This window comes from Streptomyces sp. SAS_272 (genome assembly GCF_052543235.1).
In genome coordinates, this window is the sequence record NZ_JBMNDR010000083.1 from 16580 (window position 1) to 40876 (window position 24297).

A 24297-nucleotide genomic window follows, 5' to 3' on the forward strand; every position below is an offset into this window, starting at 1 on the left:
CTCCCCCCCCCCCCCGGTCGGGCGCCGTCCGGTGGGTGACCGGAACGGCGGTTCGGCGGCCGGGCGCGGGGCCCGGCCTGGTCTGCGGTGGCGGGAATCGCCGGGGGGAGCCGGCGGTCCGCCGGTGGCCACCGCGCACACTCGGTGGCCACCGGAGTCGTCAGGCGCAGGCCCGCACGGTGACCGGGTCCAGTGCCCGGACGGGTCGGAGGCTGCCCACGGGTTCGCCGCCGCCGAGGAGGGGCTCGCCCGCGAACCCGGTGAGCAGGCGCGGGTCGACGCCGGCCCAAACGAGGGCCGCTGCGGTGACCGGGACGCGCGCGCGGTTCGCGCCGTCGGAGATCTTCACGGCGACGGCGCGGCCGTCGGGGAGCGCGGCGACCTCGACGCCCTCGAAGCCGTCCTTGGCGAGCAGCCCGGGCACGGCGTGCATCAGGGCCGCGACGTCCCGGCCGGCGCCGGAGGCCATCTCGGCGTGGGCGCGCATCGCGTCGGCCACGCGCGCCTCGGGGGTGCCGGGCGCGGAGGCGGTGACGCGGGAGACGGCCCGGGCGAGGCCGTGCAGGGAGACGGAGAACAGGGGGGCGCCGCACCCGTCGACGGTGACCCGGGCGATGCGCTGCCCGGTGAGGTCCTCGACGATCTCGGCGATCGCCTGCTGGAGCGGGTGCGCCGGGTCGAGGTAGCCGTCGAGGGACCAGCCGTTGAGCTTGCAGGTGTACAGCATGGCCGCGTGCTTGCCGGAGCAGTTCTGGGCCAGCCGGGAGGGCTCGCGGCCCTCGCGTATCCAGCCGTCGCGGACCGCCGGGGCGTACGGCAGGTCTTCGACGTTGCGCAGGTCGTCCTCCGTGACGCCCGCCAGTTCGAGGATGCGCCGGGTCCCCGCGAGGTGGCGTTCCTCGCCGGAGTGGCTGGCCGCCGCGAGCGAGAGGAGTTCGCCGTCGAGCGGCAGCCCGGCCCGGACCATGGCGACGGCCTGGACGGGTTTGAGCGCCGAGCGCGGGTAGAAGGCGGCCTCGACGTCGCCGAGCTGGAGCTCGACGGCGCCGCCCGCGCCGAGGACGACGACGGAGCCGTAGTGGACGCCCTCGGTCACCCCGCCGCGGACCAGGTGGGCGACGGGCGCGTGGAGGGGTTCGCGGATCACGGGGGCGTCTGCGAGGGAACTGCTGTACATCACTGCCTGCATCACTGGTGGGTGGTCGGCGGCCGGCGACGGGGTCACGCGTCGGCCTCGGGGGAGGTGCGGGCGAGGTTGCGGCGGATGGCGTACCACCCGGCGACCAGGGCCGCGGCGATCAGCGGCAGGCACAGCACGGTGGTGCGTCCGGCGCCGCCGTCGGCGTACATCAGGACCAGGACCGAGACGAGGAAGAACAGCGTCACGAGTTCGGTCCAGGGGGAGCCCGGCAGTCGGTAGCCGGGGCGGGTCAGCTCGCCCTTCTGGGTCTTCTGCCAGAAGAGGAGGTGACAGATCATGATCATGCCCCAGGTGGCGAGGATGCCGATCGCCGCGAAGTTCAGGACGATCTCGAAGGCGTCCGCCGGGACGACGAAGTTCAGGCCCACGCCGAGGACGCAGATGCCGCTGGTGAGCAGAATGCCGCCGTAGGGGACCTGGCTGCGGCTCATGACCGAGGTGAACTTCGGCGCGGAGCCCGACATCGCCATGGAGCGCAGGATGCGCCCGGTGGAGTACAGGCCGGAGTTGAGCGAGGACATGGCCGCGGTGAGGACGACGAGGTTCATGACCCCGCCCGCCGCCGGGATGCCGACGTTGGACAGGACCGTCACGAAGGGGCTCTCGCCGGAGGTGTACTTGTTCCACGGCAGCAGCATCGACAGCAGGACCACCGAGCCGACGTAGAACAGGCCCACCCGCCACATGATCGAGTTGATCGCCTTCGGCACGATCTTCTCGGGGTTCTCGGTCTCGCCGGCGGCGACGCCGACCAGTTCGACGGAGGCGTAGGCGAAGACGACGCCCTGAATGATCAGCAGCATGGGCAGCAGGCCGCTGGGGAAGATGCCGCCGTTGTCGCTGATGAGGGAGGGGCCGGGGGTGGCGCCGTCCACCGGGTGCTGGGTGACCAGCAGGAAGATCCCGATGCACATGAAGATCACCAGGGCGCTGACCTTGACGATGGCGAACCAGAACTCCAGTTCGCCGAAGATCTTCACGGAGATCAGGTTCACGGTGAGGACCACGGCCAGGGCGATGAGCGCGATCACCCACTGGGGTATGTCGGAGAACATGCCCCAGTAGTGGGTGTAGGTGGCGACCGCCGTGATGTCGGCGATGCCGGTGGTGGCCCAGTTGAGGAAGTACATCCAGCCGGCCGTGTACGCGCCCTTCTCGCCCATGAACTCGCGGGCGTACGACACGAAGGCGCCCGACGAGGGGCGGTACAGCACGAGTTCGCCCAGGGCGCGCACGACGAGGAAGGCGAAGATCCCGCAGACCGCGTAGGCGATGAAGAGGGAGGGTCCGGCGTCGGCGAGCCGGCCGCCGGCGCCGAGGAACAGGCCGGTGCCGATGGCCCCGCCGATGGCGATCATGTTGACGTGGCGGGACTTCAGCGACTTGCTGTAGCCCTCGTCTCCTGCGTCGACGTGAGGGGTGGAGGGTCGCGTCTCGTCTTTGAGGTGCTGGTCGCTCACGCCTCGGGTCCGCCTTCCAGGGGGGCGTCCGTGCCGGCGGCGCGGACGATGTCGGTGAGGGTGGTCTCGACGCGGTCGAGGTGGTGGCTCATGGCCTCCACGGCGTCGGTCTCGGAACCGTCGATCAGCGCTTCGACGATCGCCCGGTGTTCGCGGTTGGACTGTTCGCGCCGCCCGCCCAGTTCGTTGAGGAAGGCCGACTGACGCGCCAGTGCGTCCCGGATCTCCTCGATGACCCGGCGGAAGACCGGGTTCTGGGCGGCTTCGGCGACGGCCAGGTGGAAGAGGGTGTCCATCGCGACCCACGCGGTGGTGTCCGTCTCCCGCTCCATGCGCTCGAGCAGATGGGCGAGATGGTCCAGGTTCTCCGCGGTGCGACGCCGGGCCGCGTACCCGGCGACCGGGATCTCGACGTGGCGGCGCACCTCGAGCAGATCGCTGGCCGCGTAGTCGCCGAAGGTGGGGTCCTCGACGGTGTTGGCGACCACGAAGGTGCCCTTGCCGGTCTTGGCGACCGTCAGGCCCATGGTCTGCAGGGCGCGCAGCGCCTCCCGCAGCACGGGCCGGGACACCTCGAGGGTGCGGCAGAGCTCCGCCTCGGAGGGGAGCTTGTCGCCGATGGCGTACTCGCCGCGTTCGATGGCGCCACGGAGGTGGATGAGCACCGCTTCCATGGCACTGACGCGCCGCGGCATCCCGCCACCTGTCTGGCTGTCTGACAGGTTCACGGGAGAGATACTCCGGGTGGCCCGAGGGCCCTGTCAAGGCGGCTGAAGACAAAAATTCAGGGGCGGGCGGCCTGAAAGGCAACGTCCCGCCCCTGCAGGGGGTCGGCGGCTCAGCTGTCGAGGGTGCCGGAGGCCAGCAGCCCGAACAGGGCGAGTCCGACCACGATCCGGTAGACGACGAACGCGTTGAAGGAGTGCTTGGCGACGAACTTCAGCAGCCAGGCGATGGAGGCGTAGGCGACCACGAAGGACACCGCCGTGCCGACGGCGAGGGGCGCCGCGCCGGCGCCCGTGCCCAGGGCGTCCTTCAGCTCGTAGATGCCGGCGCCGGTGAGGGCGGGGATGCCGAGGAAGAACGACAGACGGGTGGCGGCGACCCGGTCCAGGTCCAGGATGAGCGCGGTGGACATGGTGGCGCCGGAGCGGGAGAAGCCGGGGAAGAGCAGCGCGAGGATCTGGGAGCTGCCGACGAGCATGGCGTCCTTGAACGAGGTGTCGTCCTCACCGCGCTTGTGCCGGCCCATCTGGTCGGCCGCCCACATCACGCCGCTGCCGGCGATGAGCGAGCCCGCCACCACCCACAGCGAGGCCAGCGGTCCCTCGATGAGCGGCTTGGCGGCGAGGCCGACCACCACGATCGGGATCGTCGCGTAGATCACCCACCAGGCGAACTTGTAGTCGTGGTGGTGGCGCTCCTCACGGTCGCGGAGCCCGCGGAACCACGCCGACACGATCCGCACGATGTCCTTGCGGAAGTAGACGAGCACCGCGGCGATCGCCCCGACCTGGATGACGGCGGAGAACCCGACGACGGCGTCGTCGTCGACCGGGATGTGCATCAGCCCTTCGGTGATCTTCAGATGACCGGTGGAGGAGACGGGGAGGAACTCGGTCACTCCCTCGACGGCTCCGAGGACGACGGCTTGGCCGACGGAGATGGCGCTCATGGAATCCAGTTCTGACGAGACGAATCGGTCGACGGCGTGGTGGACGCCCCAGGGTCGGAGACAGTCCTACCAGGCCCGGGACCTGGCGGACGTCTTCACGACCACGCCCACTGTCCCAGGGCGACGCCCGTGAACGCGGCCCCCAGCCCCACGGCCACGCTCCCGACGGCGTTGGCGGCGGCCTGCAGTCCGGCCCCGGTCTCGGTCAGCCGCAGCGTCTCGTACGAGAAGGTGGAGTAGGTGGTCAGCGCCCCGCACAGCCCCGTCCCCAGGAACAACCGCAGGTCGGGGCCGACGGTCGCGGCGCCGGTCAGCGTACCGAGGACCAGGCAGCCGACGACGTTGACGACGAAGGTGCCCCAGGGGAAGACGGAGTCGTGCCGGGTCTGCACCGCGCGGTCGGTCAGGTAGCGCAGCGGCGCGCCGATCATGCCGCCGGCGACGACCACCAGCCAGTTCACAACGAGTTCTTACCCTTCATGTCCGAATCGTCCCGCCCGTCGCCGCTGCTCCCGCCTCCACGCCCTTCCCTGCTTCCGCCCCCGTCCCCGCCTCCGCCCCCGTCCCCGTCCCCGCCAGCGCCTCCGTCCCGGCCCGCGTATCTGAGGACACGGCATTCGTCGAGGACCACCAGCCCGTCCGTGACCAGCTCGTCGAGCTGCGGCAGGAAGGCCTCCACCCGTTCCGGCGTGTCGACGATCACGACGGCGACCGGCAGGTCCTCGCTGAGCGAGAGCAGTCGAGAGGTGTGGATCACCGAGGACGCCCCGAAGCCCTCGACGCCGTGGAAGACGCTGGCCCCGGCGAGACCGGCCGCGTGGGCGCGGTGCACGATCTCCGAGTACAGGGGCCTGTGCCGCCAGGTGTCGTTCTCGCCGACGAAGACGGTCAGCCGCAGGGCGCCGCCGGCGAGCCGTGTCATCGCCGCCCCCGCGCAAGGACGCGGCGGGTCGCCGTGGCCGCGAGCCACACCGCGGCGAGCGCCCCGGCCGGGGTCGCGGCGAGGTAGGCCAGGGCGGTGCCGGTGCGGCCCGCGTCGAGCAGCCTCTGGACGTCGACGGCGTACGTCGAGAAGGTGGTGAAGCCGCCGAGCACGCCGGTGCCGAAGAACGGCCGCACCAGCCGGTGGACCGTCACGACCTCGGTGATCACCACGAGGAAGACGCCGATCACCGCGCAGCCGACCACGTTCACCCACAACGTCGTCCAGGGGAATCCGCCGCCCCCCGTGGGCCACCGCAAGGCCGCGGCGTAGCGGGCGGCGGCGCCGACACCACCGCCGAGGGCCACCACGGCGACCACCGGGAGCCGGCCCGGGCGGGCGGTCCCGCGCGGGGCCCCGGCACGGAGGCCCTGGGTCTGTGGGGCTGTCATGTCGTCACGTCTCCTGCCCGGTCCGCCCGCCCCGCCGGATCCCGAGTGATCACGGCCGGGCACCAGAGTAGCTCCGTCGCACCAGGGCCTTCCGGCACGTCACGCCGGCGGAGCGCGGGTCGCAGGACAGCCGCGGCAGGCCCTAGATCACCGGCGCCTCGCAGATCGCGATGCCCCGCTCCCACAGGCTGCCGAGGACCAGCCTGCCGCCGGTCTCGCAGACGCTGGTGACCATGCGGAAGCCGGAGCCGCGCCGGGTGAGCCGGTGCAGGACCCGGCCGTCGTCGTCGATCGCGAGCACGCCCGTCGTGCCGGAGGGGCGGTAGGGGACGTGCAGGGCGAGGCGGGCGGCGCGACGGCGTACGGCAGGCGCCGCGCGGTGCAGAAGGCCGAGCGGGGGGACGCGCGGACCGGCCAGCGCCACCCAGACCGGGCCGTCCGGCGCGCCGCGCCACATGTTGTCCGGGAAGCCGGGCAGGTTCTCGGCGAGCGGTTCGGCCTGTCCGGCCCGGGGGCCGGTGAGCCGGAAGCGGGTGAGGCGGCGGGCGCCGGTCTCGGCGACGATCAGACACGAGTCGTCGCCGCCGCGCACCAGGCCGTTGGCGAACTGCAGCCCCTCCAGGACGACTTCGGCCTCGCGGGCGCCGGGCGCCAGACGCAGCAGGCGTCCGGTGCCGCTGTGCTCGACGATGTCGCCCATCCAGTCCCGCAGGGGGTGGACCCGGCTGGAGACGGTGAAGTAGACCGTCCCGTCGGGCAGGGCGACGACATTGCTGCAGAAGCGCAGCCGCTCCCCCGCCGCCGTCTCGGTCAGCACCTGGACCCTGCCGCCGCCGCTGAGGTCGACGCGCAACAGCGCGCCGTCGGCCGAGCACACCAACAGGTCGCCGTCCGGGAGGAGTTCGAGACCCAGCGGGCGACCGGCGATCTCGGCGAGGCATTCGACCCGGGCGGTCGGATCGTCCAGTCCGCCGACGCGCAGGATCCGTCCGTCGGCCACCCCGGTCAGGATCCCCCCTGCGCAGTCGGCGACGACGTCCTCGGGGCCGTGCCCGGGGAGCGCGACGTACCGGAGCGGGACGAGGGCCGTCCGTCGGTCCATGAGATCCGTCCTTCGTTGGGGGAGACTGCCGGTCTCGCAGGCGGCGCGCCTGCGCCGACGGGTCGTCACCGGGCTTCTCGCCAGGACCTTTTCGCGCGGCGGATCCTGCATTCTCTCCCCCGCACCCGCTACCAGCCCTTCTCGAACATGCGCGCCACTTCGGCGATGCGCATCTCGTCGCGTCGGTAGTAGGTGCGGCGTCCGATCCGTCTGGCGCGCAACAGGCCGACGCCGGCGAGCAGGGCGAGGTGGGTGTCGGCCACCCGGCGGCGCACGCCGAGTTTCGCCGCGACGACGTCCGCGGTGACGCCGTCCTGGACGAGGTCGCCGTGTCGTGGCCGCGGAAAGTGCCGGGCCGGCTCCTTCAACCACTCCAGGATGTCGAGTCGCCGCTCACTTGCGGGAGTCCTCAGCATCGTCGTCCCCTCCGTCCGAGCCTCCTCGTACCGCGTCGTCCCACTCTTCCGCAGTCGGGCCCGCCGTGTCCCGAACTCCGCGAGCCTCGTCCCGGATCGAACGGCCCTGCCTCACAGGGCCGTTGGGGTTCCCGGCCGGGGTGGGGGCACGGGCGGGGGCCCGGCCGCGGGAGTGCGGCCGGACCCCCGCTGTGCGAGGCCGGTGGATCAGCGGTGGCCGAACCAGGACATCGAGGACAGCGCCCTGTCGTCGTAGCCGAACAGGGCCTGGTTCTCCCAGCCGTTGCCGGAGGAGGCGTCGGTCGGGTCCCAGCCGTTGCCGCCGACGGCCGTCCAGGTGGACTCCCAGTAGAAGACGCCGAGCCCGCGGCCGTTCGGGACGGCCTCCACGATGCTCGCCACGTCGTTCATCCACCGCGTCTGACCGGAGACGGAGGCCGGGTATCCGGACACCAGCTCGCTCGACAGATCGATGATGTTCTCGTGCGAGTCCTCGCTGTCGAGCCGGAAGGGGTAGGCCGTCTCGGCGACGTAGACCGGCTTGGCGTAGCGGGCGGCCGCGTCGTCGAGGGTGGTCTGGAAGTCGGCGAACGTGCCGTGCCAGTAGCCGTAGTACGACAGGCCGATGACGTCGAACTTCACGCCGTGGGAGACGGCGTTGTCGAACCACCAGCGGGTGCCGGCCAGGTCCCCGCCCTTGGCGAGGTGGAGCGCCACGGGGGTGGCGGAGCCGACCGCCTTGACGGCGGAGTAGCCCGAGTTGAGCAGTCCGGCCAGCTGTGACCAGTTGTCGGTGGAGCCCGCCGACCACAGCATGCCGCCGTTGATCTCGTTGCCGACCTGCACCATGTCGGCGGTGGTGCCCTGCGCCTTGAGGGCGTTGAGCACGTCGTAGGTGTGCTGGTAGACGTCCGTCTTCAACTGGCTGTAGGAGTGTCCGGCCCAGGCGGTGGGCACGGTCTGCGCTCCCGGGTCGGCCCAGGTGTCCGAGTAGTGGAAGTCCACCAGGAGCTTCATGCCCCGGGCCTTGACGCGTTTGGCCGCCGTCAGGACCCGGGCCTTGTTGTTGTAGCCGTCGGCCGGGTTCACCCAGACCTTCAGCCGGGCATAGTTCTGCCCGGCGTTCCGCAGCACGGCGAGTGCGTCCTGGGCTGTGCCGGAGCTGTTGCGGTAGACGCCGCCGAGGGCCTCGCTCTTGACGAGCGACGACACGTCCGAGCCCTTGACGGCGAGACCCGTGGAACCCGGCGCGAAGGTCAGGTCGTCGACGTTGATCCAGTTCCCGGCTTCGGCGTCCGAGGTGACGCTGACGGTGCACTGGTTGTTCGTCACCGCGACGGAGGCGACGATCCGGATCCATCCGCTGGAGGAGACCGGGATGTCGGTGCGCTGCTCGGCGCCGCCGCAGTTCTTCAACGCGATGTACGCGGACTTCTGGCCGCCGCCGGAGCGCACCCAGGCGGTGAGCCGGTAGGCGCCGTTGGCGAGCCCGGAGAGGTACTGGTACGTCTCGACCTTGTACGCGGCCGCCGAGTAGTGCGAGAGGCGGTGACTGCCGCCGTGGCCTCCGGACTCGGTGAAGGAGGCGGAGTTCTGCCCGGTTGCCGAGTACGTCGACCAACCGGCCGGTGTGGCGGTGCCGGTGCCGTCCGTCTCGAAGCCGCCGTTGGTCAGCGTGGCCGCCGCCTGCGCGGTCTGCGCGGGCAGGGCGGTGAGGGCGAGGCCCGCGGCGAGCGGCAGCAGCAGGGCCCTGAGCGTGCGTCTGGGATGGAACATCGTCGTCCGTCGTCCCTTCGACGTGATGGGTGGGGTTCCCTCGTGGGGTGAGGGCCCCCTCCGCCCGCGGCTCGCGGCTCCACGGGCGAAGGGGGAGTCGGCTCAGCCGTCGAGTCGCACGACCCGTACGGCTCCCGCCGGGACCGCGAGGCGGCCGGCGGCTCGTTCGCCCGTCAGCAGTTCGGCGCCGGGAGTCTCCAGCGGCACCTTGACGTCGGCGGCGGTGTGGTTGATCGCGAAGAGGTAGCTGCCCGTCTCGCCGGAGCGGCGCACCACCTCGACGTCCCGGGGCAGTTCGGCGCGCGGGGCGATCGCCGCGTCCTCGGCTGCGCAGCCGATCAGCGCGTCGAGGCCGTCGGGGCCGAGGCGGGTGGAGACGTACCAGGCGGTCCCCTCGCCGAGGCGGTGCCGGGTGACTGCGGGGCGGCCGGCGGCGAGGCCGTCGGCGTACGTCCACACGGTCTCGGCGCCGTGCGCAGTGACGAACTCCGTCCACACGTCGCCTTCGAGCTCGGAGCCGTCGGGGCCGGCGACGTGCACGCGTTCGCCCGGCAGCAGCGGCGAGAACTCCTCGACGGTCAGGCCGAGGACGTCGCGCAGCGGGCCGGGGTAGGCGCCCTCGTGCACGGCGTCGTGCTCGTCGACGATGCCGGAGAAGTACGACACGACGAGGGTGCCGCCGTTCTCCACGTACTCCGTGAGGTTGCGGCCGGCCGCCTCCGTCATCAGGTACAGGGCGGGCGCCACGACCAGCGGGTACCGCGACAGATCGGCCTCGGGGTGGGCGAAGTCGACGGTGAGGTGCCGGTCGTGGAGGGCCTCGTAGTAGGCGTCGGCGCGCTCGCGCGGGTCGGCGTCCTCGCTGGGCCGCCAGTCGAGGTTCTGCGCCCACCAGGAGTGCCAGTCCCACAGGACGGCCGCGTCGGCGACGGTGCGGGTGCCGCGGATCGCGGCCAGGGAGTCGAGGGCCGCGCCGAGCTCGACGACCTCGCGCCACACCCGTGTGTCGGTGCCGCCGTGCGGGACCATCGCCGAGTGGAACTTCTCGGCGCCGCGCCGGGACTGCCGCCACTGGAAGAACATGGCGCCCTCGGAGCCGCGCGCCACGTGCGAAAGCGAGTTGCGCGCCATCTGGCCGGGGGCCTTGGCGGGGTTGCGCGGCTGCCAGTTGACGCCCGAGGTGGAGTGTTCGAGCAGGATCCAGGGGGCGCCGCCCGCGACGGACCGGGTGAGGTCGGCGGCCATGGCGAGGTTGACGTGGGTACGGCGGCCGTCGGTGATCAGGTAGTGGTCGTTGGTGACGATGTCGACCTCGCGGCCCCAGGCCCAGTAGTCGACGGAGTCGCACTGGCTGAGTGCGGTCATGAAGTTGGTCGTGACCGGCACTCCGGGCGCGAGGCGGTGCAGGATGTCCCGCTCCGTGCGGAAGTTCTCGCGCATCGTCGCGTCGGCGAACCGTTTGTAGTCGAGGGCCTGGCCCGGGTTGCCGACCGTCGGGGTGGCACGCGGTGGGTTGACGTCCTCGAGGCTCGCGTACCGCTGGCCCCAGAAGGCGGTGCCCCAGGCCTCGTTGACGGCGTCGACCGTGCCGTACGTCGTCTGCAGCCAGCGGCGGAAGTGGGCGGCGCAGGAGTCGCAGTAGCAGGCGGAGACGGGGACGCCGTACTCGTTGTGCACGTGCCACATGGCCAGCGCCGGGTGGCCGCCGTAGCGCTCGGCCAGGCGCGTGGTGATGTTCGCGGCGGCCGCGCGGTAGTCCGCGTTGCTGTGGCAGATCGCGCCGCGGGAGCCGAACTCGTAGCGCACGCCCTCGGCGGTCACCGGCAGTGCGTGGGGGTGCCGGCGGTAGAACCAGACCGGCGGCGACACGGTCGGGGTGCCCAGGTCGACGCGGATGCCGTGCTCGTGCAGCAGGTCGATCACCCGGTCGAGCCAGCCGAAGTCGTACTCCCCCGGCGAGGGTTCGAGGAGGGCCCAGGAGAAGATCCCGACGCTGACCATGGTGACGCCGGCCTCCCGCATCAGCCGGACGTCGTCCTGCCAGACGGATTCCGGCCACTGCTCGGGGTTGTAGTCCCCACCGAAGGCGAGCCCGGTGAGGCCCTGGGGGGTGGTCTCCGGCATGGATCTCTCCCGTTTTATCGATCATTTGGGAACGTGCACACACATCATCAGCGATGCGGGGCCAACATAACCGCACAGCAACAACCATTGACAAGTGTCCGGGATGTTTCTCTACTGTGAACGCTCACAGACACCAGAACCCAGGTCAGGGAGAGATCCATGTCCATCACGAAGCGCCGACGCCTCGTGGCAACTGCTGTTGCCGTCGCACTGGGCAGCACCGCCCTCGCCGCCTGCGGCTCGTCCGACGAGGACGGCGGCGCCGAGTCCGGTCCGGTCTCGCTCACGTACTGGACGTGGACGCCCGGCATGGACAAGGTCGTCGACCTGTGGAACAAGGGCCAGGGCAAGAAGGACCGGATCACGGTCACGGTGAAGAAGCAGGCGTCCGGCGACACGCTGATCACCAAGATCCTCACCGCGCACAAGGCCGGCAAGGCCCCGGACCTGGTCCAGGCCGAGTACCAGGCGCTGCCGACGCTGGTCAGCAACGACGCGCTCGCCGACATAGGCAAGGAGGTCGGCGACGCGAAGAGCAAGTTCGCGGACGGCGTCTGGCAGCAGACGACCCTGGGCACGGACGCCGTCTACGCGGTGCCGCAGGACATCGGGCCGATGATGTTCTACTACCGCGCCGACCTCTTCAAGAAGTACGGGCTGACCGTCCCCACGACCTGGGAGCAGTTCGCCGAGACCGCCCGCGCGCTGAAGAAGAAGTCCCCGGACACCGACCTCACCACGTTCTCCGCCAACGACTCCGGCCTCTTCGCGGGCCTCGCCCAGCAGGCCGGCGCCAAGTGGTGGACCACCGCCGGAGACAAGTGGAAGGTCGGCATCGACGACGCGGCCACCAAGAAGGTCGCCGACTTCTGGGGCGGCCTGGTCAAGGAGGGCGCCGTCGACAACCAGCCGATGTACACCCCGGCCTGGAACAAGGCGCTCAACACCGGCAAGCAGATCGCCTGGGTCTCCGCCGTGTGGGCGCCGGGCACGCTGACCACCGCCGCGCCCGACACCAAGGGCAAGTGGGCGATGGCCCCGCTCCCCCAGTGGTCTGCCGGCGAGAACGTCACCGGCAGCTGGGGCGGCTCCTCCACGGCCGTGACCACGGACTCGAAGCACAAGGCCGCCGCCGCGAAGTTCGCCGCCTGGCTGAACACCGACGGCGACGCCCTCACCGCGCTGGCCAAGGAGGGGGGCATCTACCCGGCCTCCACATCCGCGCAGCTCAGCGGCGCCTTCATCACCCCGCCGGACTACTTCTCGAACCAGGCGGACTTCTACACCACAGCCGCCGAGATCGCGAAGACCACGGCGCCCTCGGCCTGGGGCCCGAACGTGAACGTGGCCTACACGAGCTTCAAGGACGCGTTCGGCGCCGCCGCCAAGAACAAGTCGGACTTCTCCGCCGCCCTCGCCACGATGCAGTCGGCCACGGTCGCCGACATGAAGAAGCAGGGCTTCGAGGTCTCCGAGTGACCACCGCACGCCGCACGTCGTACGGGGTCAAGGGCGCCCCGTACGCGTTCCTCGTCCCCGCGACCGTCCTCTTCGCGCTGTTCTTCGCCCTGCCCATCGGGTACGCGGTCTGGATCAGCTTCCACAAGGTGCGCGTCTCGGGCCTCGGTCTGGGCTCGGGCGCCCGCAAGGAGGTCTGGGCCGGCCTGGAGAACTACACCGACGCCCTCACCGACGGCGAACTGCTCGACGGTGCGCTGCGCGTCCTCGGGTACGGCTGCATCGTCGTCCCCGTCATGCTGGGCCTGGCGCTGCTGTTCGCGCTGATGCTCGACTCCGAGAAGGTGCGGCTCGCCCCGTTCACCCGGCTCGCGATCTTCCTCCCGTACGCCGTCCCCGGGGTCGTGGCGGCTCTGCTGTGGGGCTTCCTCTACCTGCCGGACGTCAGCCCGTTCTCCTACGTGCTCGAGAAGCTGGGGCTGCCGCAGCCCGACCTGCTCGACGGCGGGCCGCTTTACCTCGCCCTGTCGAACATCGCGGTCTGGGGCGGCACCGGCTTCAACATGATCGTCATCTACACCTCGTTGCGGGCCATCCCGGCCGAGGTGCACGAGGCGGCGAAGCTGGACGGCGCCACCCCGCTGCAGACCGCGCTGCGGATCAAGATCCCGATGGTGGCGCCCTCGCTGGTGCTGACCTTCTTCTTCTCGATCATCGCCACGCTCCAGGTGTTCAACGAGCCGACCACCCTCAAGCCGCTCACCAACTCCGTGTCCACGACCTGGAGTCCGCTGATGAAGGTGTACCGGGACGCGTTCGGCACGGGTGACGTGTACCAGGCGGCCGCCGAGGCCGTGATCATCGCTCTGGCCACGCTGGTGCTGTCCTTCGGCTTCCTGCGGGCCGCGAACCGCCGTAACAGGCAGGAAGCGGCGTCATGAGTTCCCTCGCCGTCCACAAGGCCCCCTCCACCGCCGGCGCTGCCGGCGCCGCACGCGGGCGTCCGCCGTTGCGCGGCCGGATCGCCCTGATCCCCACCGTCACCCTGCTGCTGGGCGCGGTCTACTGCCTCCTGCCGGTCGCCTGGGTGGTCGTCGCGTCCACCAAGTCCGGCCGGGAGCTGTTCTCCACGTTCACCTTCCTGCCGGGCACGGGCTTCGCCGACAACCTCCAGGACCTCGACTCCTACCGCGACGGCGTGTACTGGACGTGGATGGGCAACTCGGCGCTGTACGCGGGTCTCGGCGCGCTGTCGTCGACGTGCGTGTCGGCGTTCAGCGGCTACGCGCTCGCCGTCTACCGCTTCCGCGGCCGGGAGTCGATCTTCAACATCCTGCTCGCGGGCGTGCTGATGCCGCCGATCATCCTGGCCGTGCCGCAATACCTGCTGCTGGCCCGGGCCGACCTCACGGACTCGTACTGGTCCGTGCTGCTGCCGCAGATCCTCTCGCCCTACGGGGTCTACCTCGCGCGTATCTACGCGGCCGCGGCCGTGCCCGCCGACGTGGTGGAGGCCGGGCGGATGGACGGGGCGAGCGAGTGGCGGATCTTCAGCCGGATCGCCCTGCCGATGATGGTCCCCGGGCTGGTGACGGTGTTCCTGTTCCAGTTCGTGGCGGTGTGGAACAACTTCCTGCTGCCGTACATCATGCTCAGCGACGACGAGAAGTTCCCGATCACCCTCGGCCTGTTCACGTTGCTGGAGCAGGGGGCCAACCAGCCCGCGCTGTACACACTGGTGATCACCGGGGCGTTCCTCGCGGTGATCCCGCTGGTGGCGCTGTTCCTGGTGGTACAACGGTTCTGGAGCCTGGATCTGCTGTCCGGAGCCGTAAAGTCATGACCATGAACAATGGTGCGGGGGGCCGGCGCAGACCGCCGACCATCCACGACGTGGCGCGCGAGGCGGGAGTCTCCCGGGGCACCGTCTCGCGGGTGCTCAACGGCGGGCACTACGTCAGCCCGGCGGCCGCGGAGGCGGTCAACGCCGCCATCCGCAGGACGGGTTACGTCGTCAACCGGCACGCCCGTTCGCTGATCACCGGCCGGTCCGACTCCGTCGGCTTCCTGCTCACGGAGCCGCAGGAGCGGTTCTTCGAGGATCCCAACTTCAATGTCCTGCTGCGCGGCTGCACTCAGGCGCTGGCCGCGCACGACGTGCCCCTCCTGCTGATGCTGGCCGGCACCGAGGACGAACGCCGGCGCATCACCCGGTACATCACCGCCGGGCACGTCGACGGGGTGCTGCTGGTCTCCAGTCACTCCGGGGACCCGATCGCCACCGAGCTGCGGGAGGCCGGGGTGCCGCTGGTCGCCTGCGGCAAGCCGATCGGGATCGGCTCCAAGGTGAGCTATGTGGCCGCCGACGACCGCGACGGCGCCCGGGACATGGTGCGGCATCTGCTGGCGCAGGGCCGTCGGAGGATCGGCGTGGTCACCGGCCCGCTGGACACGCCGGGCGGCGTGGAGCGGCTCGCCGGTTACCGGGAGGTGCTCGCCGAGGCGGGCGTCCCGTACGACGAACGGCTGGTCGTGTCCGGCGACTACAGCCGGGCGAGCGGCGAGGCGGGCGCGGAGCTGCTGCTGACCCAGGCCCCGGAGCTGGACGCGGTGTTCGTCGCGTCCGACCTGATGGCGCAGGGCGTGCTGACGGCGCTGCGCCGGGCGGGGCGGCGGGTGCCGCAGGACGTGGCGGTCGGCGGGTTCGACGATTCCCCGGCGGCGACCGCGGCCAGTCCCACCCTCACCACCATCCGCCAGCCCTGGGACCGGATCAGCAGCGAGATGGTCCGCGTGCTCCTCGCCCAGATCGGCGGCGAGGACCCGGCGGCGGTGATCCTTCCGACGGAACTGGTCCGGCGGGAGTCCACCTGACCTCGGGGTCCGCGAGCTGACCTCCGGGCCCGAAAACCGACGCCTCGGGGTCCGCGAGCTGACCTCCGGGCCCGATAACCGACCTCGGGACCCGCCCGGCACGCAGGGCGCTGATCCGGAGTCCCCGGGGCGTCGGATCCGTTGATCCGGAGACCGCCGGGCATCGAGGTCCCTGATCCGGAGCTCTCCCGGCCATGGCGTCGGGTTCGCTGATCCGGAGCCCGCCGGCATCGGGTCCGCCCGGCCTCGCCCGTACGGCGGACAGGGCCGGCGTCTCCTCTTCGGCGTCCGCGACGGACGCCGCAAGGGCCGCGTCCGACGCCTCGCGCCGGGGCCGGAGGCAGGGGCAGGCAGGGGCGGAGGGCCCGTGACGGCAGCCCGCCCCCGGCCTGGGCTCGGAGTGCGGGGCGGGCGTGCATGCGGGCCTGCGGGCCTGCGGCGGTACGGCCCCGCCCGGACGGCGGAGCCAGGACGCGGGTCGGGAGACCGGCCGGAGTGCCGCAACCGGTCAGGATCGGAGAAGCCGTCCACCCCGCCCTCGTCCTAGCGTGGGAACACGGGAACACGGAGGTGCTCCCGGGTACCGCACCACTTCACCGAGGAGAGCGTCATGGCCGCCGGACTGCAGACGATCATCTACCCCGTCAAGGACGTCGCCCGGGCGAAGGCCCTGTTCACCGCACTGCTGGGGGTCGAGCCGTTCGCCGACGAGCCGTACTACGTCGGGTACAAGGCCGCCGGCCAGGACGTCGGCCTGAACCCGAACGGCCACGCCCAGGGGCTCACCGGGCCGGTCCCCTACTGGCACGTCACCGACATCCAGGACCGTCTCGCGGCCCTGCTGGCGGCGGGAGCAGAGGTGCTCCAGGACGTCCAGGACGTCGGCAACGGCCGGCTCATCGCCTCCGTGAAGGACGCGGACGGGAACCTGGTGGGGCTCCTCCAGGACCCCGCCTGAGAGCCGGACCTGTCGAGCCACTGCATGCACCCGCACTAATTGCGTCGTCAACAAATAAGTCGGACAGCGTTACCATGCGGGTATGGCAGCGAAAACGGCCGGGACGGGCCTCGAGGAGCGGTGGCGGGACATCCTGTCGGTGCACGCCCGCACGATGTGCGAGATCGACCGCGAGCTGCATCCGCACGGTCTGGGAGCCAGCGACTTCGAGGTGCTGGACATCCTCGCCGCCGAGGCTCCCCGGGCGGGCGACCAGTGCCGGGTGCAGAACCTCGTCGGACGCGTACACCTCAGTCAGAGCGCGCTTTCCCGGCTCATCGGCCGTCTGGAGAAGGAAGGCCTGGTGGAGCGCTCGATCTGCGCGGAGGACCGGCGCGGGGTCTGGGTCGCCCTGACCCGCAAGGGCCGCGACCTGCACACCGAGGTCCTGCCCCTGCAGCGGGCGGTGCTGGAGCGGATGCTGGCCGGGTCCTAGATCCTGGGCCGGAGGGGACCCGGCCGGCCCCGCTCAGCGGACGAGCAGGGTGCGCACCCCCTCCGAGGTGAGCGTCAGCGGGTGATCGCCGGCCGCGTCGATGGACAGGGACAGCTCACCGGTCGGCCACTGCGCGGCGAGCGCGCCGAGCGGCACCAGCCGGTAGCGGTCGACCTCGGGCAACAGGTCCGCCATCTCCGGCTCCGAGGTGAAGACCGGCACCACGGCCGCTCCCCCGGGCTGCTCGAGAACGGGCAGGGCGACGGTGGCCGGGTTGGTGATGTCCTCGTCGAGGGCGTCGTCGGGTACCGGCACGAGCACGTCGCAGTGCGCGAGCGTGTCCAGTGCCGTGGTGTCCTCGGTGTCCCGGGCCAGCGCGTCCAGCGCCAGTGCGGCCGGGTTGTGGTGGCGGTCTTGTGCGGGCGTCTCCATGGTGTCTCCCCTGGTAGCGGCGGTCCGGCTCGCGTACCCGAGCGAGCGGGGCTCAATCCCCCGCACGGCGGGCGGGGGACGTCCGGCCGTCGCGCACGGGGGTCCGACTGGCGGCGGAGGCCGACCGGGATGCCCCTCCCCGCCGCCCGACGCAGCCCCGCCGTCCGACGCAGCCCCGCCGCCCGACGCAGCCCCGCCGTTCCACGGATCGGCAGCCGGGCCCCACTGCGCCCACGGCGGCCACAGCCCCGCCGCGGCCGTCGCGCACCGGCGCCGCGAACACGCCCCGCTCTTCGGTCAGGGCGCCGTGAACGTCGGCGCAGCCCTCGCGCCGGACCGGGCGGGGCAGCGTTCGAGGCGGGCGACCGAGTCGGTCACGGCCCTAGGAAGAGTGCCTGCGGGCCGACTCGTTCTCCTGGGCCAGCCGCCTGAGCGCCATCAGCGCGGGCTCCAGGAGGACGGTCAGCAGCAGGGCGCGCTCGGCCGCCTCCAACGGGTTCTCAAGAGACTCGAGTTGGTCGAGATCGAGGACGGCGGTGCGCTCGGCGAGCCGCGCGTAGGGCAGCAGGGTCCGCCAGTCGAGCGGGACGCCGAGCGCACGCAGGGAGCCCAGGGTCTCGGCGAGCACGGCGCGGGCGGGCGCCGCCTGGTGCACGTCCCAGGCAAGCTCCTCGACGAGTTCGTCGACCTCGGCAGCCTCCGGTCCGTTCTCGGCGGGCTCCTCGCCCACCCGAACTGATCCCAGCGCGAGGCCCAGCAGCCGGTGGGTGTCGCCCGTGTGCTCGGCGAGGGCGTCGAGCACCTCGCGGGTGGTGCTGACCGACAGGCCGCGTACGCCGGTCAGCGCGCGGATCAGACGAAGCCGGCGCAGGTGCTGGTCGTCGTACTCGGCCTGGGTGGCGGCCGTCTGACGGCCCGGCGGGAGGAGCCCCTCACGGAGGTAGTACTTGATCGTCGTCACGGAGACGCCGCTGCGGCGGCTCAGTTCGGAGATGCGCATGCGATCGGCTCCGGTTCGGTGCTCGGTCTTGCCCGAAAAACTGGATACCTCTACTGTCTAACATAGATAGTAGAGGTATCCAATATTCCCTCGCGCCGCCGGAGAGAAGGCATCAGCCATGCCCACCCTGCGCTGGACCACCGTCAGCACCCCCGCTCCCGACGCGGAGGCGTTCGTCATGGCGTCCCGCTTCGAGGTCCGCTCGTTCAAGGACGTCCCGCGCTTCTTCCTCAAGTCGCTGGCCGCATGGAAGCAGGTGTCCGGCGCGCCGGGCGCCTACGGCGCCTCGCTGATCGCCCAGCCGCTGAAGCGCACCTTCTGGACCCTGTCGGCCTGGGAGGACAAGGAGGCGCTCTACACGTACGCGCGGACCGAACCACACAAATCGATCATGACCGGACTGCGGTCCACGATGAGGGACTCGGTCTTCACCTTCTGGCAGGCCCCGGCGGCGGACCTGCCCGTCGACTGGACGGACGCCCGCCGCCGCCTCGCCGAGCAGTCCCGCACCGGTGCCTGAAACCCCTCGCCCAGGAGAGATCCACGCCATGACGCTGTCCGAAGTGAGCCCGGTCCTCGACGAGCCGGCCGCCTCCGCCCCGCCGGCCGGGCGCCGCCGCACACCCCTGTGGCTCGCGATCGTCGCCGCCAGTGTGCCCATGTTCATGGTCGCGCTGGACAATCTCGTCGTCTCCACTGCCCTGCACACGCTGGCCGTGGACCTGAAGGCGGACACGCAGCAACTGCAGTGGTTCGTCAGCGCGTACGTGCTGAGCTTCGCCTGTCTGCTCATGACCGGCGCAGCGCTCGGCGACCGGTTCGGGCGACGGCGGGTCTTCGTCGCCGGAATCGCCCTGTTCACGCTGGCGTCCATCGGCTGCGGCCTCGCCGACACCAGTGCCCAGCTGATCACCTTCCGCACGGTCCAGGGCTTCGGCGCGGCGGCCGTCATGCCGCTGTCGCTGACCCTGCTGTCCCAGGCGGTGCCGGACCGGCTGCGCGGCATGGCGCTCGGCGTGTGGTCCGGGGTCAGCGGGCTGGCCGTCGCGATGGGCCCGGTGGTGGGCGGCGCGGTGGTGGAGGGCCTGGACTGGCGGTGGATCTTCTGGATCAACGTGCCGGTGTGCCTGATCGCGATTCCGCTGGTGCTCTTCGCCCTCCGGGAGAGCTCGCTGCCCGGCGTGCGCCTCGACCTGGTCGGCATGGTGCTGGCGGCGGCCGGGCTGTGCGCGGTGGTCTGGGCGATCGTGCACGGCGAGCCGGACGGCTGGACGTCGGCGAAGGTGCTCGGCGTGTTCACGGCGGGCGGGGTCCTGCTGGCCGGGTTCGTCGGATGGGAGTCCCGGGCGCCGGAGCCGATGCTGCCGCTGTCGTTCTACCGGGTCCGGTCCTTCACCCTCACCAACGTCGTCTCGGCGACGATGTACTTCGGCGTCTTCGGCTCCCTGTTCCTGCTGGCGCAGTACCTCCAGATCGTGCCGGCGCGCACTCCCCTGGAGGCCGGTGTGCGCACCCTGGCCTGGACGCTGATGCCGATGTTCGTCGCCCCCGTGGCGGGCCTGCTCACGGACCGGGTGGGCGGCGGCCGGCTGATGGCCCTCGGCCTCTTCCTCCAGGGCGTCGGCCTGGGCTGGATCAACCTGGTCGCGGACGTCGACACGGCGTACACCTCCCTGGTCGGACCGATGATCGTGGCCGGCGTCGGCATGGGCTTCGTGTTCGCGCCCACGGCGGCGGTGGTGCTCGGCTCGGTCGCAAGGGAGCACGCGGGCAAGGCCTCCGGCGCCAACTCCACGGTCCGCGAGATAGGCGGCGCCCTCGGCATCGCCGTGCTGAGCACGGTCTTCGTGGGCCACGGCAGCACCGGGGACCCGCGGCAGTTCGTGGACGGGCTGCATCCCGCGGTCTGGACGGGCGTGACGGTCGTCTTCGCCGGCGCCGTGTGCGCGCTCGGCATCCCGCGTCGGCAGCAGCCCTCCGAGCAGGCCTGACGCCCCCCGGCCGGCGGCCCGGGCGGACGCCTTCGCGTTCCCCGCCAGGGCTCCCGCCCCGGCCGTCCGTGCGGCGACCGCACCCCTGCACACCTGAGCGCGGGCCCGCTTGAATGATCGAAAAGCCGTGGGGTTAGCATATGAGCGCCACCTAGCTCGAAAGATAGGCCCGTGACGCTCAACGACGATTCGTTCACTGACTGGAAGAACCGCGAGGAGATCGCGGAGTCGATGATCCCGATGATCGGGAAGCTGCACCGCGAGCGGGACGTGACAATCCTGCTGCACAGCCGCTCCCTGGTGAACAAGTCGGTGGTCAGCATCCTCAAGACCCACCGGTTCGCCCGGCAGATCGCGGGCGAGGAGCTCTCGGTCACCGAGACGCTGCCGTACCTGGAGGCCCTCACCTCGCTCGACCTCGGTCCGTCCCAGATCGACCTCGGCATCCTCGCCGAGAGCCACCGGGCCGACGACCGCGGTCTGTCGGTGCGCGACTTCACCGCCGAGGCCGTCGCCGGCGCCACCGGCGCGAACAAGATCGACCGCCGCGAGCCCCGCGACGTCGTGCTGTACGGGTTCGGCCGCATCGGCCGCCTCGTGGCCCGGCTGCTCATCGAGAAGTCGGGCTCCGGCAACGGGCTTCGGCTGCGCGCCATCGTGGTCCGCGGCGGCGGCGAGCAGGATCTCGTCAAGCGGGCCTCCCTGCTGCGCCGCGACTCCGTGCACGGCCAGTTCCAGGGCACGATCACGGTCGACGAGGCCAGCAACAGGATCATCGCCAACGGCAACGAGATCACGGTCATCTACGCCGACGACCCGTCCGAGGTCGACTACACGGCGTACGGCATCGACAACGCCATCCTGATCGACAACACCGGCAAGTGGCGCGACCGCGAGGGTCTGTCCAAGCACCTGCGTCCCGGTGTCGACAAGGTGGTCCTGACCGCGCCCGGCAAGGGCGACGTCCCGAACATCGTGCACGGCGTCAACCACGACACCGTCAAGCCGGACGAGCGGATCCTGTCCTGCGCGTCCTGCACCACCAACGCGATCGTCCCGCCGCTGAAGGCGATGGCCGACGAGTACGGCGTGCTGCGCGGCCACGTGGAGACCGTCCACTCGTTCACCAACGACCAGAACCTGCTGGACAACTACCACAAGGCCGACCGCCGCGGCCGTTCGGCGCCGCTGAACATGGTCATCACCGAGACCGGCGCCGCGTCCGCGGTCGCCAAGGCGCTGCCCGACCTCGACGCGCCCATCACCGGCAGCTCGATCCGGGTCCCGGTGCCGGACGTCTCGATCGCCATCCTGAGCCTGCGGCTCGGCCGGGAGACGGACCGCGAGGAGGTCCTCGAGTACCTGCGCGGGGTCTCGCTGACCTCGCCGCTGCGCCGTCAGATCGACTTCACCACGGCGCCGGACGCGGTCTCCATGGACTTCATCGGCTCGCGCCACGCCTCGATCATCGACGCCGGCGCCACCAAGGTCGACGGCGACAACGCGATCCTCTACCTCTGGTACGACAACGAGTTCGGCTACTCCTGCCAGGTCGTCCGCGTCGTCCAGCACGTCTCGGGCGTGGAGTACCCGACCTTCCCGGCGACCAGCGCCTGACAGGCGCCTGACCGGCTGCCGCCGGAACAGGTCACCGGACCGCGGGCGGCGGAGCGGGGCACCCGACGGGCGCCCCGCTCCGCCGTTCCCAGGATCCGTCAGGCGGACGTCTCCGGGCGGCCCGGCTCGGCCCAGTGGGTGTGGAAGGCCCCCGGACGGTCGGTGCGGCCGTAGGTGTGCGCGCCGAAGTAGTCGCGCTGTCCCTGGAGCAGGGCGGCCGGCAGCCGCTCCGCGCGGAGGGTGTCGTAGTGGGCGAGCGCGGCGGAGAAGGCCGGCACCGGGATGCCGCGGCGGGCGGCGGAGGCCACGGTCTCCCGCCAGGGCACCTGGGCGTCGGTGATCTCCATGGCGAACTCCATCTCGCCGAGCAGGCTGACCAGCTTCGGGTCGGCCGCGTACGCGGCGCGGATGCGGTCGAGGAACGAGGCACGGATGATGCAGCCGCCACGCCAGATCCGCGCGACCGCGCCCAGGTCGATCTTCCAGCCGAACTGTTCCGCCGCGTCCTGGATCATCTTCCAGCCCTGGTCGTAGGCGATGACCTTCGAGGCGTACAGGGCGTGCTCGACCTGCGAGGTGAAGCGCGAGGCCTCGGTGCGACTGAGCGGGGGCGTGGTGCCGCCGGGAAGTCCGGCGTACGCGGCGCGCAGTTCGCGCTGGCCGGAGGAGGCCCGGGCGAACGTGGCCTGGGCGATGGCGGTGACCGGAGAGCCGAGATCCAGGGCGGTCTGCACGGTCCAGCGGCCGGTGCCCTTCTGACCGGCGGCGTCGACGACGACGTCGACGAAGGCCCGTCCGGTATCGGCGTCGGTGTGGGCGAGCACCTCGGCGGTGATCTCGATGAGGTAGGAGCCGAGCCGGCCCTCGTTCCAGGTGCGGAAGATGCCGGCGATCTCGGCCGGGGTGTAGCCGGCGACCTGGCGCAGCAGGTCGTACGCCTCGGCGATGAGCTGCATGTCGGCGTACTCGATGCCGTTGTGCACCATCTTCACGAAGTGCCCGGCGCCGTCGGTGCCGATGTGGGTGGCGCAGGGCTCGCCGTCGACCTTCGCGCTGATGGACTCGAACATCGGGCCGAGGACGTCGTACGACTCGGGGGAGCCGCCGACCATGACGGCCGGCCCGTTCAACGCGCCCTCCTCGCCGCCGGAGACACCGGCGCCGACGAAGTGCAGGCCGCGCTCGCGCAGGGACTCCTCGCGGCGGCGGGTGTCTGCGTAGTGGGCGTTGCCACCGTCGATGATCATGTCGCCGGGCTCCAGGAGCGGGGCGAACTCCTCGATGACCGCGTCGGTGACCTCGCCCGCCTGCACCATGATCATCAGTCGTCGGGGACGTTCGAGCGCCGCCACGAAGTCGGCGGCGGACTCGGCGGGGACGAAGGCGCCCTCGTGGCCGAACTCCTCGATCAGCGCACGGGTGCGCCCGACGCTGCGGTTGTGGACGGCGACGGTGTAGCCGTTGCGGGCGAAGTTGCGCGCGAGGTTGCGGCCCATCACGCCGAGGCCGGTGACGCCGATGGCGGCGGTTGCGTTCACGAGGTACGTCCCTTGGATCGATGGCGCGGTCGGAGGGGCGGGCGGCCCCCGGTACCCCCAGGTACGGACCGTCGGCCGGTTCTTCTCGATTCGCCGCCGAACAAGCCTGAACAGCCGATCGCCGGGGCCGCCGCGCTCCGATCCGCCGGCCGTGTCTACCGGCGTCGCCAGGGCAGCGCCGCGGGGTCGGCCTCGGTGCTCTCGGCCCGGTGCAGGGCCTCGCTGATCGCCTCGCCGATCTCCGCGAAATGCCGCACCTGCTCGGGGGTGAGCGCGTCGAACACCGCCCGGCGCACGGCCTCGACATGGCCGGGGGCCACCTCCACCAGCAGGGCCCTGCCCGCGTCGGTGAGGCAGGCGAGCTGGCCGCGGCCGTCGGCGGGGTCCTCCCGGCGGTCCACGAGGCCGACGTCGCGCAGCCGGCTCACCGCGTGGGTGAGCCGGCTGCGGGTGATCTTCAGCCGCTGCGCGAGGTCGGACATGCCGAGTGTGTTCTCCGGGGCCATGGAGAGGTAGGTCAGCAGGCTGTAGTCGGCGTGCGTCATGCCCGCGTCGCGCCTCAGCTGCCGGTTCAGGTGGTCGGACAGCAGGGTGGAGAACTCGATGTAGGCCAGCCAGGCTCGTCGTTCGTCGGCGTTCAGCCACCGGGGCGTCGTGGGCATGCGCACACAGTACGGGGTGCTTTCCGGCGATCGGTCCGCTCGCGGCGGGCGGCCGGATCACGGGTCGGCCGAGGCGCGTCGGACGTGGGGGCGGGACGAAGCGCCGGCCGAGCACCCGCCTCCGGGGGCCGCCGCCCCGCGCGCCGGGCGGCGGCTCCCACGCC

At 71.5% G+C, this 24297-nt stretch carries 23 protein-coding genes and 1 pseudogene; 9 read left to right on the top strand and 15 right to left on the bottom strand.

Features of this window, described 5'->3' with window-relative positions; genetic code table 11:
* Nucleotides 1-160: 160 nt before the first annotated feature.
* From ACN6LD_RS33850 to ACN6LD_RS33900, 11 genes and pseudogenes are all read right to left on the bottom strand, one after another.
* Complete coding sequence (locus tag ACN6LD_RS33850; RefSeq protein WP_319196170.1) at nucleotides 161-1177, bottom strand: asparaginase; 1017 nt, start codon at nucleotides 1175-1177, stop codon at nucleotides 161-163.
* Nucleotides 1178-1221: 44 nt separating this feature from the next.
* A complete protein-coding gene (locus ACN6LD_RS33855; protein ID WP_319196159.1) occupies nucleotides 1222-2661 on the bottom strand; it encodes an amino acid permease in 1440 nt (479 codons plus the stop codon).
* Nucleotides 2658-3335 (bottom strand): FadR/GntR family transcriptional regulator, encoded by a 678-nt coding sequence (locus tag ACN6LD_RS33860; RefSeq protein WP_319196160.1) that lies wholly within the window; start codon nucleotides 3333-3335, stop codon nucleotides 2658-2660. The genes ACN6LD_RS33855 and ACN6LD_RS33860 overlap by 4 nt, the downstream gene beginning before the upstream one ends.
* 164 nt (nucleotides 3336-3499) lie before the next feature.
* Complete coding sequence (locus ACN6LD_RS33865; RefSeq protein WP_319196161.1) at nucleotides 3500-4336, bottom strand: undecaprenyl-diphosphate phosphatase; 837 nt, start codon at nucleotides 4334-4336, stop codon at nucleotides 3500-3502.
* A gap of 95 nt (nucleotides 4337-4431) precedes the next feature.
* Nucleotides 4432-4797, bottom strand: coding sequence for a fluoride efflux transporter CrcB (gene crcB / locus ACN6LD_RS33870; RefSeq protein ID WP_445045160.1), 366 nt, complete (start codon nucleotides 4795-4797; stop codon nucleotides 4432-4434).
* A 128-nt stretch (nucleotides 4798-4925) separates the two neighbouring features.
* A pseudogene (locus ACN6LD_RS33875) lies at nucleotides 4926-5258 on the bottom strand (DUF190 domain-containing protein); the annotation flags it as partial.
* Nucleotides 5255-5710, bottom strand: a complete 456-nt coding sequence (crcB, locus tag ACN6LD_RS33880) for a fluoride efflux transporter CrcB (RefSeq protein ID WP_445045161.1) — start codon at nucleotides 5708-5710, stop codon at nucleotides 5255-5257. The gene crcB (ACN6LD_RS33880) and the pseudogene ACN6LD_RS33875, both read right to left, overlap by 4 nt.
* Nucleotides 5711-5852: 142 nt before the next feature.
* Nucleotides 5853-6812, bottom strand: a complete 960-nt coding sequence (locus ACN6LD_RS33885) for an SMP-30/gluconolactonase/LRE family protein (RefSeq protein ID WP_445045162.1) — start codon at nucleotides 6810-6812, stop codon at nucleotides 5853-5855.
* A 128-nt stretch (nucleotides 6813-6940) separates the two neighbouring features.
* On the bottom strand, nucleotides 6941-7228 hold the full coding sequence (locus ACN6LD_RS33890) for a helix-turn-helix domain-containing protein (RefSeq protein WP_319196168.1): 288 nt from the start codon (nucleotides 7226-7228) through the stop codon (nucleotides 6941-6943).
* A gap of 207 nt (nucleotides 7229-7435) precedes the next feature.
* A complete protein-coding gene (locus ACN6LD_RS33895; protein ID WP_445045163.1) occupies nucleotides 7436-9004 on the bottom strand; it encodes a glycoside hydrolase family 53 protein in 1569 nt (522 codons plus the stop codon).
* A 102-nt stretch (nucleotides 9005-9106) separates the two neighbouring features.
* Entirely contained in the window at nucleotides 9107-11128 is a 2022-nt protein-coding gene (locus ACN6LD_RS33900) for a beta-galactosidase (RefSeq protein WP_445045164.1), read from the bottom strand.
* Nucleotides 11129-11287: 159 nt separating this feature from the next.
* Between ACN6LD_RS33900 and ACN6LD_RS33905 the strand changes: the two genes are divergently transcribed.
* From ACN6LD_RS33905 to ACN6LD_RS33930, 6 genes are all read left to right on the top strand, one after another.
* Complete coding sequence (locus tag ACN6LD_RS33905; RefSeq protein WP_319193975.1) at nucleotides 11288-12607, top strand: ABC transporter substrate-binding protein; 1320 nt, start codon at nucleotides 11288-11290, stop codon at nucleotides 12605-12607.
* Nucleotides 12604-13527 (top strand): carbohydrate ABC transporter permease, encoded by a 924-nt coding sequence (locus ACN6LD_RS33910; protein WP_319193977.1) that lies wholly within the window; start codon nucleotides 12604-12606, stop codon nucleotides 13525-13527. Before ACN6LD_RS33905 ends, ACN6LD_RS33910 begins: the two co-directional genes overlap by 4 nt.
* On the top strand, nucleotides 13524-14429 hold the full coding sequence (locus ACN6LD_RS33915; protein WP_319193979.1) for a carbohydrate ABC transporter permease: 906 nt from the start codon (nucleotides 13524-13526) through the stop codon (nucleotides 14427-14429). Before ACN6LD_RS33910 ends, ACN6LD_RS33915 begins: the two co-directional genes overlap by 4 nt.
* Complete coding sequence (locus ACN6LD_RS33920; protein WP_319193980.1) at nucleotides 14426-15460, top strand: LacI family DNA-binding transcriptional regulator; 1035 nt, start codon at nucleotides 14426-14428, stop codon at nucleotides 15458-15460. The genes ACN6LD_RS33915 and ACN6LD_RS33920 overlap by 4 nt, the downstream gene beginning before the upstream one ends.
* Before the next feature lie 610 nt (nucleotides 15461-16070).
* Nucleotides 16071-16418 (top strand): VOC family protein, encoded by a 348-nt coding sequence (locus ACN6LD_RS33925; RefSeq protein WP_319193982.1) that lies wholly within the window; start codon nucleotides 16071-16073, stop codon nucleotides 16416-16418.
* 82 nt (nucleotides 16419-16500) lie between these two features.
* Entirely contained in the window at nucleotides 16501-16893 is a 393-nt protein-coding gene (locus tag ACN6LD_RS33930) for a MarR family winged helix-turn-helix transcriptional regulator (protein ID WP_319193983.1), read from the top strand.
* A 33-nt stretch (nucleotides 16894-16926) separates the two neighbouring features.
* Here the strand turns inward: ACN6LD_RS33930 and ACN6LD_RS33935 are convergent, their stop codons facing one another.
* Nucleotides 16927-17325 carry an SseB family protein gene (locus tag ACN6LD_RS33935; protein ID WP_319193986.1) on the bottom strand — a complete coding sequence of 133 codons (399 nt, stop codon included), beginning with the start codon at nucleotides 17323-17325 and terminating at the stop codon, nucleotides 16927-16929.
* 382 nt (nucleotides 17326-17707) lie between these two features.
* Nucleotides 17708-18325, bottom strand: a complete 618-nt coding sequence (locus ACN6LD_RS33940) for a MerR family transcriptional regulator (RefSeq protein ID WP_319193988.1) — start codon at nucleotides 18323-18325, stop codon at nucleotides 17708-17710.
* A gap of 118 nt (nucleotides 18326-18443) precedes the next feature.
* On the opposite strand from ACN6LD_RS33940, the gene ACN6LD_RS33945 reads away from it, so the two are divergent.
* From ACN6LD_RS33945 to ACN6LD_RS33955, 3 genes are all read left to right on the top strand, one after another.
* Nucleotides 18444-18845, top strand: coding sequence for a DUF3291 domain-containing protein (locus ACN6LD_RS33945; protein ID WP_319193990.1), 402 nt, complete (start codon nucleotides 18444-18446; stop codon nucleotides 18843-18845).
* Between the two features lie 28 nt (nucleotides 18846-18873).
* Nucleotides 18874-20316 carry an MFS transporter gene (locus ACN6LD_RS33950; protein WP_319193992.1) on the top strand — a complete coding sequence of 481 codons (1443 nt, stop codon included), beginning with the start codon at nucleotides 18874-18876 and terminating at the stop codon, nucleotides 20314-20316.
* Between the two features lie 171 nt (nucleotides 20317-20487).
* Nucleotides 20488-21933, top strand: coding sequence for a glyceraldehyde-3-phosphate dehydrogenase (locus ACN6LD_RS33955; protein ID WP_319193994.1), 1446 nt, complete (start codon nucleotides 20488-20490; stop codon nucleotides 21931-21933).
* Nucleotides 21934-22031: 98 nt separating this feature from the next.
* Here ACN6LD_RS33955 and gndA read toward each other — a convergent pair whose 3' ends face one another.
* Nucleotides 22032-23471, bottom strand: coding sequence for an NADP-dependent phosphogluconate dehydrogenase (gene gndA, locus ACN6LD_RS33960; protein WP_445045165.1), 1440 nt, complete (start codon nucleotides 23469-23471; stop codon nucleotides 22032-22034).
* 155 nt (nucleotides 23472-23626) lie between these two features.
* Nucleotides 23627-24133: a MarR family winged helix-turn-helix transcriptional regulator gene (locus tag ACN6LD_RS33965; protein ID WP_319193996.1), complete on the bottom strand. Its 507-nt coding sequence runs from the start codon at nucleotides 24131-24133 to the stop codon at nucleotides 23627-23629.
* Nucleotides 24134-24297: the final 164 nt, after the last annotated feature.

Bases quoted from the DNA above. Each gene is read 5' to 3' on its own strand.
- ACN6LD_RS33850 (WP_319196170.1), bottom strand. From the start codon at position 1,177: ATGTACAGCAGTTCCCTCGCAGACGCCCCCGTGATCCGCGAACCCCTC.
- ACN6LD_RS33860 (WP_319196160.1), bottom strand. From the start codon at position 3,335: ATGGAAGCGGTGCTCATCCACCTCCGTGGCGCCATCGAACGCGGCGAG.
- ACN6LD_RS33865 (WP_319196161.1), bottom strand. From the start codon at position 4,336: ATGAGCGCCATCTCCGTCGGCCAAGCCGTCGTCCTCGGAGCCGTCGAG.
- crcB (WP_445045161.1), bottom strand. From the start codon at position 5,710: ATGACAGCCCCACAGACCCAGGGCCTCCGTGCCGGGGCCCCGCGCGGG.
- ACN6LD_RS33885 (WP_445045162.1), bottom strand. From the start codon at position 6,812: ATGGACCGACGGACGGCCCTCGTCCCGCTCCGGTACGTCGCGCTCCCC.
- ACN6LD_RS33890 (WP_319196168.1), bottom strand. From the start codon at position 7,228: ATGCTGAGGACTCCCGCAAGTGAGCGGCGACTCGACATCCTGGAGTGG.
- ACN6LD_RS33895 (WP_445045163.1), bottom strand. From the start codon at position 9,004: ATGTTCCATCCCAGACGCACGCTCAGGGCCCTGCTGCTGCCGCTCGCC.
- ACN6LD_RS33900 (WP_445045164.1), bottom strand. From the start codon at position 11,128: ATGCCGGAGACCACCCCCCAGGGCCTCACCGGGCTCGCCTTCGGTGGG.
- ACN6LD_RS33905 (WP_319193975.1), top strand. From the start codon at position 11,288: ATGTCCATCACGAAGCGCCGACGCCTCGTGGCAACTGCTGTTGCCGTC.
- ACN6LD_RS33915 (WP_319193979.1), top strand. From the start codon at position 13,524: ATGAGTTCCCTCGCCGTCCACAAGGCCCCCTCCACCGCCGGCGCTGCC.
- ACN6LD_RS33920 (WP_319193980.1), top strand. From the start codon at position 14,426: ATGACCATGAACAATGGTGCGGGGGGCCGGCGCAGACCGCCGACCATC.
- ACN6LD_RS33925 (WP_319193982.1), top strand. From the start codon at position 16,071: ATGGCCGCCGGACTGCAGACGATCATCTACCCCGTCAAGGACGTCGCC.
- ACN6LD_RS33930 (WP_319193983.1), top strand. From the start codon at position 16,501: ATGGCAGCGAAAACGGCCGGGACGGGCCTCGAGGAGCGGTGGCGGGAC.
- ACN6LD_RS33935 (WP_319193986.1), bottom strand. From the start codon at position 17,325: ATGGAGACGCCCGCACAAGACCGCCACCACAACCCGGCCGCACTGGCG.
- ACN6LD_RS33940 (WP_319193988.1), bottom strand. From the start codon at position 18,325: ATGCGCATCTCCGAACTGAGCCGCCGCAGCGGCGTCTCCGTGACGACG.
- ACN6LD_RS33945 (WP_319193990.1), top strand. From the start codon at position 18,444: ATGCCCACCCTGCGCTGGACCACCGTCAGCACCCCCGCTCCCGACGCG.
- ACN6LD_RS33950 (WP_319193992.1), top strand. From the start codon at position 18,874: ATGACGCTGTCCGAAGTGAGCCCGGTCCTCGACGAGCCGGCCGCCTCC.
- ACN6LD_RS33965 (WP_319193996.1), bottom strand. From the start codon at position 24,133: ATGCCCACGACGCCCCGGTGGCTGAACGCCGACGAACGACGAGCCTGG.